We start from the raw sequence: 8,287 nt of genomic DNA, 5'->3' as shown, positions 1-8,287 counted from the left end.
CATCGAAAGCGATCCTGCGGGAGGTCGGCTACGTCGGGGCGGGCACGTGCGAGTTCCTCATCGGCTCGGACGGCACCGTCTCGTTCCTCGAGGTGAACACGCGCCTTCAGGTCGAGCACCCCGTCTCGGAGGAGGTCACGGGCATCGACCTCGTCCGCGAGCAGTTCCGCGTCGCCGAGGGCCAGGAGATCGGCTACGACGACCCCGTCGCACACGGCCACTCGATCGAGTTCCGCATCAACGGAGAGGACCCGGGGCTGAATTTCATGCCCATGCCCGGCCCCGTTCACGCTCTGCGCTTCCCCGGCGGCCCGGGCGTGCGGGTCGACTCGGGCGTCACGACCGGCGACGTCATCTCCGGCGCCTTCGACTCGCTTCTTGCGAAGCTCATCGTGACGGGCAAGACCCGTGAGGATGCCCTCGAGCGCTCGCGCCGCGCTCTCGCCGAATTCGAGGTGGCCGGCCTGCCCACCGTGCTTCCGTTCCACCGCGCAGTCGTCGACGACCCCGCGTTCGCGCCCGCCGACGGCGCTCCCTTCACGGTGTTCACGCGGTGGATCGAGACCGAGTTCGACAACCGGCTCGAGCCCTGGAGCGGCTCGCTCGCCGACGAGGTGTCGGCGCCTGCCGCGCGCCACACGGTCGTCGTCGAGGTCGGCGGCAAGCGCCTGGAGGTGTCGCTGCCCGATTCGCTCATGCCGAGCGGAGCATCCCGCGCCCAGACCGCCCTCGCCGTCGCCCCACGCCGCCGGGGAGGCACGGCGGTCGCGATCGGCGCGTCGGGCGACGCGGTGAAGAGCCCGATGCAGGCCACGGTCGTGAAGCTCGCCGTTGCCGAAGGCGACAGGGTCGTCACGGGCGACCTCGTCGCCGTGCTCGAGGCGATGAAGATGGAGCAGCCGATGACGGCGCACAAGGACGGCACGGTCTCCGGGGTGAACGCGACGGTCGGCGAGACGGTCGCCGCGGGCCACGTGCTCCTCACGATCGCCGACTAGCGGCCGCGCCCGCGCCCGCGCGGCCGACCCCGCGCGCCCGACCCCGCGCGCCCGACCCCCACTTGAGTGCGAAAGTTGCAGTTGTGCGCGGAATTTTGGGCGCTGATGCGACTTTTCGGCTCAACTGCCATCGCAGGGCACCCCGAGTCGCATGATCGCCGACCTCATGAGATCGCGCGACCTCGACGTCCGCCAGTCCCATCGCCCGAAGGCGCGGACGCGGGGGCGGATGTCGTCCTCCCGAAGCTTCTCGTCATAGACAGCCTGTGCAGGGGTCCGGCCGGCGAGGTAGCGCGCGTCGGAGTACTTGGCGCGTCCGTCGAACTCGGCGACGGCTCCGAACTCCGGCCACCCGAAGTCGGTGTGCCACGTTTGGCCCGAGACGCCCACGACCGCGAACTGCAGCTCGGGAGCCGGCGCACCCAGCAGGTGCATCGTGGCCCGACTGAGAGACTCCCCTGGCCGGTCGGCTCGCTCGTCGGCGAAGCCGATGACCCGTCGGGCTCGCGCGCTCCCCGGCCCCGTCGCGAGCTCCTCGAGCTCGTCCTCGAGTTCTGCACGGAGTGACGTCACTGTCTGCCCTGCATGCGCGCCATGTGCGACGGCGAAGAGGGCGGCGTCGGCGAGCGCAACTCCCGCCGGGAACGGACTCGTCGCGGCGACGTCGACGACTGTCCTGGCGAGTGAGGTCACCGGGAGACCGAGACGCTCGCGCAGCGCTCCCGGGCCGCGACGCGCCCGATGCCGTCGGAGGCTGCGGGTCGACGCCAGCATGCTCGCGGCCGGCACCGTCGAGTGCACGGCGGCCGGCCAGGAGTCGACCGAGGGCAGCCCCCACAGCGCGGCGGCCGACCAGTGGGACAGCACGTCGAGTCGGTGCAGCCTGGAACCCACAGCGACGACGCGCAGCAGGTACCGGTCGTCCTGGCTGAGTTCCTTCAGCCGAGACGCCGCGATGTGGACGCCGGGGTGCAGCCGACGCATCGAACCGGAAGCGAGTGCGCGGTATGTCACCGCTCGCTCACCGCGGTCGACGACTTCGCTGATCAGAGTGAGCGACTGGCGCATTTCCTCGGGCAAGAACATCCCCCGAGTGTGGCCAGTGCGCGTCCGCCAGCGGCGCGGCGCGCCCGTCGCCGGGGACGCAGGGGCGGCGCCGGCGACTCTGGAGGAGCTGCGTTCGACCTCGCGAACGTCGCACGTGAGCGGAAAAATCACGCTTGAGTCAGAACTTTCCGGCTCAACTGCGACTTTCGGGCGCAACCGCGGGCCGGAGGCGCGCGGGCGCCGCCCCGCTACTCGCGGATGACGTGCATCGCTCGCGCGGCATCCGTGATGCCCCCCGAGAGCGAGGGGTAGACGCTCATCGCCGACGCGAGCTGGTCGACCGTGAGCCGGTGCTCGACCGCGAGCGCGATCGGCAGGATCAGCTCGGAGGCCCGCGGCGCAACGACGACCCCGCCGATGACGGTTCCGGAGGTGCGCGAGGCGAAGAGCTTGATGAAGCCCTCCTTGATGCCCTGCATCTTCGCGCGCGGGTTCGCCGCGAGCGGCAGCTTGAAGACGGTGCCGCGCGCGACGCCCTCCTCGACATCCTTCTGCGAGAACCCGACGGTCGCGATCTCCGGGTGGGTGAAGATGTTGGATGTCACGTTCCGGCGCTCGACCGGGTCAACGGCGTCGCCCATCGCGTGATACACCGCGGTGCGGCCCTGCATCGACGCGACGGAGGCGAGCGGCAGGAAGTCGCTGCAGTCGCCGACGGCGTAGATCGACGGGATCGACGTGCGCGCGACCCGGTTGACGCGGATGTGCCCGCTCTCGGCGAGCTGGACCCCCGCCTCCTCGAGCCCGATGCCTGCGGTGTTCGGCACGGCGCCGACCGCCATGAGACAGTGCGAGCCCTCGACGACGCGACCATCGGCGAGGGTCACCCGCACGCCCGAGCCGGTGTTCTCGACGCGCTCGGCGCGGGCCTTGGAGAGCAGCTCCATGCCCGAGCGGAGGAACACGGTCTCGATGAGGGCCGCGGCATCGGCATCCTCGCCCGGGAGGACCTGGTCGCGCGAGGAGACGAGCGTGACGCGCGCGCCAAGCGAGCGATACGCGGACGCGAACTCAGCGCCCGTGACGCCCGACCCGACGACGATGAGGTGCTCGGGGACGTCCTCGAGCCCGTAGAGCTGCTTCCAGGTCAGGATGCGCTCGCCGTCGGGCTTGGCGGCCGACAACTCGCGAGGCGACGCGCCCACCGCGACGATGATGGTGTCGGCCTCGCACTCGTCGAAGTCGACGCGCTTGCGCTCGCTTCCTGTCGAGACGATGACGCGACCAGGCCCGTCGAGGCGGCCGTCGCCGGTGAGGATGCGCACACCCGCGCGCTCGAGCTGCTCGTGCATGTCCTGCGATTGCTGAGCGGCGAGCCGCAGCAGTCGCTGGTTGACGGCGGTCAGGTTGACGGCGATCTCGGGCTTGACCGCGCGGCCGCGCTCACCTCGGGCGAAGAACTGCACGCCGACCTCGCCGGCCTCCATGATCGCCTCGGCGGCCTCGGCCGTCGCGATGAGCGTCTTAGAGGGCACGACGTCGGTGAGCACCGCCGACCCGCCGACGCCCGAGCGCTCGATGAGGGTCACCTCCGCGCCGAGCTGGCGACCGGCGAGGGCGGCCTCGTAGCCGCCGGGGCCGCCGCCGATGATGACGATGCGCTGGGTCCGTTCGAATGTTGTCGACACGCCCTCCAGTCTTCCACTCCCCCCGTGAACGCCCCAACGGATGCCCGCCCCGCCCGGGCGCGCATGCGCACGACTCCGCGCGGTCGCGCATCGGGCCTCCTCACTACGATGTTCGTCATGTCCGCTGACGCACCGCACCCTCTCGACGACCCGAACGCCGATCCCTTCGCGATCGCCGCCGAGGCCGCGGCGCAGATCGCGGAGCGCACGGGCGTCGCGAGCCACGACATCGCCCTCACGCTCGGCTCCGGCTGGGCGAAGGCCGCCGACCTGATCGGCGAGACCACGGCCGAGATCCCCGCGACCGACATCGTCGGGTTCTCCCGCCCCGCGCTCACCGGCCATGTCGGCACGCTGCGCAGCATCCTCACCCCGGGCGGCAAGCGCGCTCTCGTCATCGGCGCGCGCACCCACTACTACGAGGGCCATGGCGTGCGCCGCGTCGTGCACTCGGTGCGCACAGCGGCGGCCGCCGGCGCGCAGACGATGATCCTGACGAACGGCGCGGGAGGCATCCTGGAGCACTGGAGCCCCGGCACTCCCGTCCTCATCAGCGACCACCTGAACCTCACGGCGAACTCCCCGCTCGAGGGCGCGACCTTCATCGACCTGACCGACCTGTACAGCGCCCGCCTGCGCAGACTCGCCCGCGAGATCGACCCGAGCCTCGACGAGGGCGTGTACGTGCAGTTCCGCGGGCCGCACTACGAGACGCCCGCCGAGGTCCGGATGGCGAAGGCCATGGGCGGGCACATCGTCGGCATGTCGACGGCGCTGGAGGCCATCGCCGCTCGTCAGGCCGGCATGGAGGTGCTCGGCATGTCGCTCATCACGAACCTGGCGGCGGGCATCAGCCCCGAACCGCTCAGCCACGCCGAGGTGCTGCAGGCTGGCAGGGACGCCGAGTCGGTCATCAGCGCCCTCCTCGCCCGGATCGTCGCGGCCCTCTAGCCACCGGGACCACCGCCCGAGCATCCGCCCCGCTGACGCGCACCGCACGCACCCCGCGCACCGCACGCACCGCACCCAGATCGGAGACCCCATGACGACGCTCGACGCCGCGAAAGCCTGGCGCGACCAGGATCCCGACCCAGTCACCCGGGCCGAGCTCGAGGCGATCATCGCGGATGCCGAGGCCGGCGACGCGACGGCCGTCGCCGCCCTGCACGATCGCTTCGACTCGCGGCTCGCGTTCGGGACCGCCGGGCTGCGCGGCGAGCTCGGCGCCGGCTCGAACCGCATGAACCGCGTGCTCGTGACGCAGGCCGCCGCGGGGCTCGCCCGCTTCCTGCTCGGCCGCGAGAGCCACCCGAGCATCGTCATCGGGTACGACGGGCGCGTGAACTCCGACGTCTTCGCGAGCGACACCGCCGAGATCATGGCGGGCGCGGGTGTACGAGCGATCCTGCTGCCGCGCATGCTGCCGACGCCCGTGCTGGCCTTCGCGGTGCGCCACCTCGGCGTGAGCGCCGGCGTCATGGTGACGGCGAGCCACAATCCGCCGCGCGACAACGGCTACAAGGTCTACCTCGGCGGCCGCGATCACGGCTCGCAGATCGTGGCCCCCGTCGACGCCGAGATCCACGAGGCGATCATCGGCGTCGCCTCGACGACGTCGATCGACCAGCTGCCGCGCTCGAACGAGTTCGAGGTCGCGGGCGAGGACGTCGTCGAGGCGTACGTCGCCGCGACGGCGGCCCTCGCGCCCCACGGCGACGGCGCCGCCCCCCGAGTCCCCGTTCCCTTCGTGTACACGGCGATGCACGGCGTCGGGTGGGAGGTCGCGCAGCGCGTGTTCCGCGCCGCCGGCTTCGCCGAGCCGACCGTCGTCGCCGAGCAGATCGAGCCGGACGGCGCCTTCCCGACCGTCGCCTTCCCCAACCCGGAGGAGCCGGGCGCGATGGATCTCTCGTACGTGACCGCGACCAGCGCCGGTGCCGGGCTCATCATCGCCAACGATCCCGACGCCGATCGGCTCGCCATCGCGATCCCCGATGCGGAGGCTCCCGAGGGTTGGCGTCGACTGACCGGCAACGAGGTCGGCGCGCTGCTCGGCTGGCGCGCCGCCGAGCGGATCACGGAGGAGGGCCGCATGGCGAAGCTCGCCGCCTCGCTCGTCTCCTCGCCCGCGCTCTCGGAGGTCGCGAAGGCGTACGGCCTCAGCTACAGCGACACCCTCACGGGCTTCAAGTGGGTCTCGCGCGTCGGCGGCCTCGCCTACGGCTTCGAGGAGGCCCTCGGCTACCTCGTGGACCCCGAGAAGGTTCGCGACAAGGACGGCATCTCCGCCGCCGTCGACCTCCTCGCCCTCGTCGGCGAGCTCGCGGCCGAGGGGCGCACGCTCGCCGACCACCAGCGCGCGTTCGACGAGCGCTTCGGTGCGTTCGCGAGCGCGCAGGTCTCGCTGCGCGTCACCGACCTCACGCGCATCCCCGCGATCATGGCGTCGCTGCGGGATGCCCCTCCCGCCTCGATCAACGGGGTGCGGGTCTCGCAGGTCGACGACTTCATCCGCGGCTTCGGGGTCTTCCCGCCCTCAGACATCCTGCGCTTCTGGATGGACGGCGGAGCGCGGGTCATCGTCCGCCCGAGCGGCACCGAGCCGAAGGTCAAGGTCTACATCGACGCGTCGAGCACGCAGGGCGACGTCGACGAGCGCCGCTCGGCCGCCCAGGCGGAGGTCGCGGCGCTCGAGGAGGGCATGCGCGCGCTCATCATCTAGGGCGCGCGTGCTTGACTGACACGGTGAGCACTTCGCCGCCCGCGCCGCCCGCGCCCTTCCGTCCGCTCGCGCACGAACCCCTGCTCAGCCCGGGCGTCGCGCGGGCGCTCGTGCTCGCGCTCGTGGTGGCGACGCTCGGTCTCGGGGCCGGCGTACTGGGCCGACCCGAGCTCACCGGGCTCCTCCGCACTGCGGGCATCCTCATCGCGGCGAGCGCCCTGGTGACGCTGCTCGCCCGGCGCGGGGAGGACCGCCTCGAGCGCACGCCGGCGATCGGCGCGATCGTCATGGCGATCGCCTCCGGGCTCTCGGCGGTCGCCATCATCTGGCTGCTGAACTCCGGCCCCGACCGGCCGATCGGCATCGTCGGCTCTGTCGCGTCGATCGGCATCATCACGGCGGCGGCGTCGGCCGCGGCGTCGACGGCGGTGCTGATCCGGCCGCACGTCGAGGCGATGGCCGCCCACGTCTGGTCGGGCATCGCGGGTGCGGGCTTCGCCATCCCATTCATGGCAGCGGGGGCGCCTCCCGAGCTCATAATGGCCGGCGCCGTACTCATCGGAGTCGTCGATCGCGCAGGCCATCGGCGTCGAGCGCGCGCCCTCGAGGCGCGCGAGCGCGCGATCGCCCTCGGAGGCGGAGCTCGCGTCGACCCGCGCGACGAGTTCCGGGCGCGCGAGCGCGGACCTCAGTTCGAGCGCGGCTCCCTCCGGCTCGTCCTCGCCCTCGGGTGCACCGCGATCGGCTCGGTCGTCGTCGCGTGGGCGATCGGCATCGCGGTCGGCGCCGCGTCGGGTGACGACGCCGGCGGTGGCCAGGGCTTCGCCGCCGCGTCGCTCGCCGCGATCCCTCTCGCCGTTCAGCTGGCCCTGATGCGCGGCGCCGTCGCGCGCCTGCGCGCCTGGCTCGCGGTCGGGGGCGGGATGCTCGGCCTGGCCTCGATCGCGCTCATCGCCGCGCCGCTCGACCCCGTCTTCTTCGCGGCCGTCGCCGTGCAGTCCGTCGCGGTCGCCCTGCTCGCCGGCGCTCTCGCCCGACGCGGATTCAGCGTCTCCACCGAGGGCGCGGTGCTCGTGGCGATCGTCGCGGCGACGGCGTGGTGGCTCGTGGTCGTGAGCACCGGTGGTCTGGTCCTCGCGTTCGTTTCCGTCGTCACGACGCTCCTCGCGCTCCGTCGACGCGGGCGCGGTGCCCGACGGAACCGGCGCGCCGCCGTGGAGCGAGGCGCGGCCCGATGACCCTTCGTCACGGACTCCTCCTCGCCGTGGTCGCGCTGGCGATGACGACGATCGGCGCGTGGGGCCCGCCGCTCCTTCTCGCGTTCGGCGCGCTCGACCCGGCGGATCAGCTGACGGCGCTTCGCGTCGTCCTCGTCGGCAACGCGCTCGCGCTTGTGGGGTTCATCCCGCTGCTGCTCGCCGCGCTGGCGCTCGTCGACCGTCCCGCCCTGCCCGCATGGCTGCTGCGCCTCGCGATCGGGCTGCTGCTCGTGCGCCCCGCCGTCGTCGTCGTGGAGGCGATCGCGTCCCCGGTCGCCGTCGTGCCCCCGTCGTTGACCCTGCCGATCTTCCTCACGACCGCGGCGGCGTCGGGGGTCGCCGCGATCAGCGTCCTGCCCACGAGCGGCCCAGCGCGTCGGCCCGAGCGCATCGCGGTCGTCGGCCTGGGCGTCGCGGCGCTCGTCGGCCTCGCGCTCTTCGGCTACACCGGGGCCATCGTGCCGGTCGCCGCGATGGGGCTCGTCATCGCCCTCGCGCTGCGCATCCGACGCGAGCGCGAGCAGGCCCGGTTCGATGAGCTACACGGCGGCGCGGACCGCTGAGCCCGCCCTC

Annotated in this window: 7 protein-coding genes; 5 read left to right on the top strand and 2 right to left on the bottom strand. The window is 72.6% G+C overall.

The genetic code is table 11. The features are described 5' to 3' along the window. Positions 1–998 (top strand): ATP-binding protein (locus tag FHX53_RS09535; RefSeq protein WP_343050944.1); only part of this gene is annotated, 998 nt, incomplete at its 5' end. Positions 999–1,118: 120 nt separating this feature from the next. Here FHX53_RS09535 and FHX53_RS09530 read toward each other — a convergent pair. Next, entirely contained in the window at positions 1,119–2,084 is a 966-nt protein-coding gene (locus tag FHX53_RS09530) for a hypothetical protein (protein ID WP_182491112.1), read from the bottom strand. Between the two features lie 209 nt (positions 2,085–2,293). Then, entirely contained in the window at positions 2,294–3,733 is a 1,440-nt protein-coding gene (locus tag FHX53_RS09525; RefSeq protein WP_182491111.1) for an NAD(P)H-quinone dehydrogenase, read from the bottom strand. Between the two features lie 117 nt (positions 3,734–3,850). Between FHX53_RS09525 and FHX53_RS09520 the strand changes: the two genes are divergently transcribed. The 4 genes from FHX53_RS09520 to FHX53_RS09505 all read left to right on the top strand — a co-directional run bounded on the left by FHX53_RS09520 (position 3,851) and on the right by FHX53_RS09505 (position 8,277). After that, on the top strand, positions 3,851–4,684 hold the full coding sequence (locus FHX53_RS09520; RefSeq protein ID WP_182491110.1) for a purine-nucleoside phosphorylase: 834 nt from the start codon (positions 3,851–3,853) through the stop codon (positions 4,682–4,684). A gap of 91 nt (positions 4,685–4,775) precedes the next feature. After that, on the top strand, positions 4,776–6,455 hold the full coding sequence (locus FHX53_RS09515; protein WP_182491109.1) for a phospho-sugar mutase: 1,680 nt from the start codon (positions 4,776–4,778) through the stop codon (positions 6,453–6,455). A 23-nt stretch (positions 6,456–6,478) separates the two neighbouring features. Then, the gene (locus FHX53_RS09510) at positions 6,479–7,693 is read left to right on the top strand and encodes a hypothetical protein (protein WP_182491108.1); all 1,215 of its coding nucleotides are present in this window, start codon (positions 6,479–6,481) and stop codon (positions 7,691–7,693) included. Continuing rightward, positions 7,690–8,277, top strand: coding sequence for a hypothetical protein (locus FHX53_RS09505; RefSeq protein WP_182491107.1), 588 nt, complete (start codon positions 7,690–7,692; stop codon positions 8,275–8,277). The genes FHX53_RS09510 and FHX53_RS09505 overlap by 4 nt, the downstream gene beginning before the upstream one ends. The last annotated feature ends 10 nt before the right edge of the window (positions 8,278–8,287 follow it).

The organism is Microcella alkalica (genome assembly GCF_014137945.1).
Classification (GTDB): Bacteria; Actinomycetota; Actinomycetes; order Actinomycetales; family Microbacteriaceae; genus Microcella; species Microcella alkalica.
Note: the sequence above shows the minus strand (reverse complement) of the source record. Positions and strands in the feature narration are given on the sequence as shown.

Bases quoted from the DNA above. Each gene is read 5' to 3' on its own strand.
- FHX53_RS09530 (WP_182491112.1), bottom strand. From the start codon at position 2,084: ATGTTCTTGCCCGAGGAAATGCGCCAGTCGCTCACTCTGATCAGCGAA.
- FHX53_RS09505 (WP_182491107.1), top strand. From the start codon at position 7,690: ATGACCCTTCGTCACGGACTCCTCCTCGCCGTGGTCGCGCTGGCGATG.
- FHX53_RS09515 (WP_182491109.1), top strand. From the start codon at position 4,776: ATGACGACGCTCGACGCCGCGAAAGCCTGGCGCGACCAGGATCCCGAC.
- FHX53_RS09520 (WP_182491110.1), top strand. From the start codon at position 3,851: ATGTCCGCTGACGCACCGCACCCTCTCGACGACCCGAACGCCGATCCC.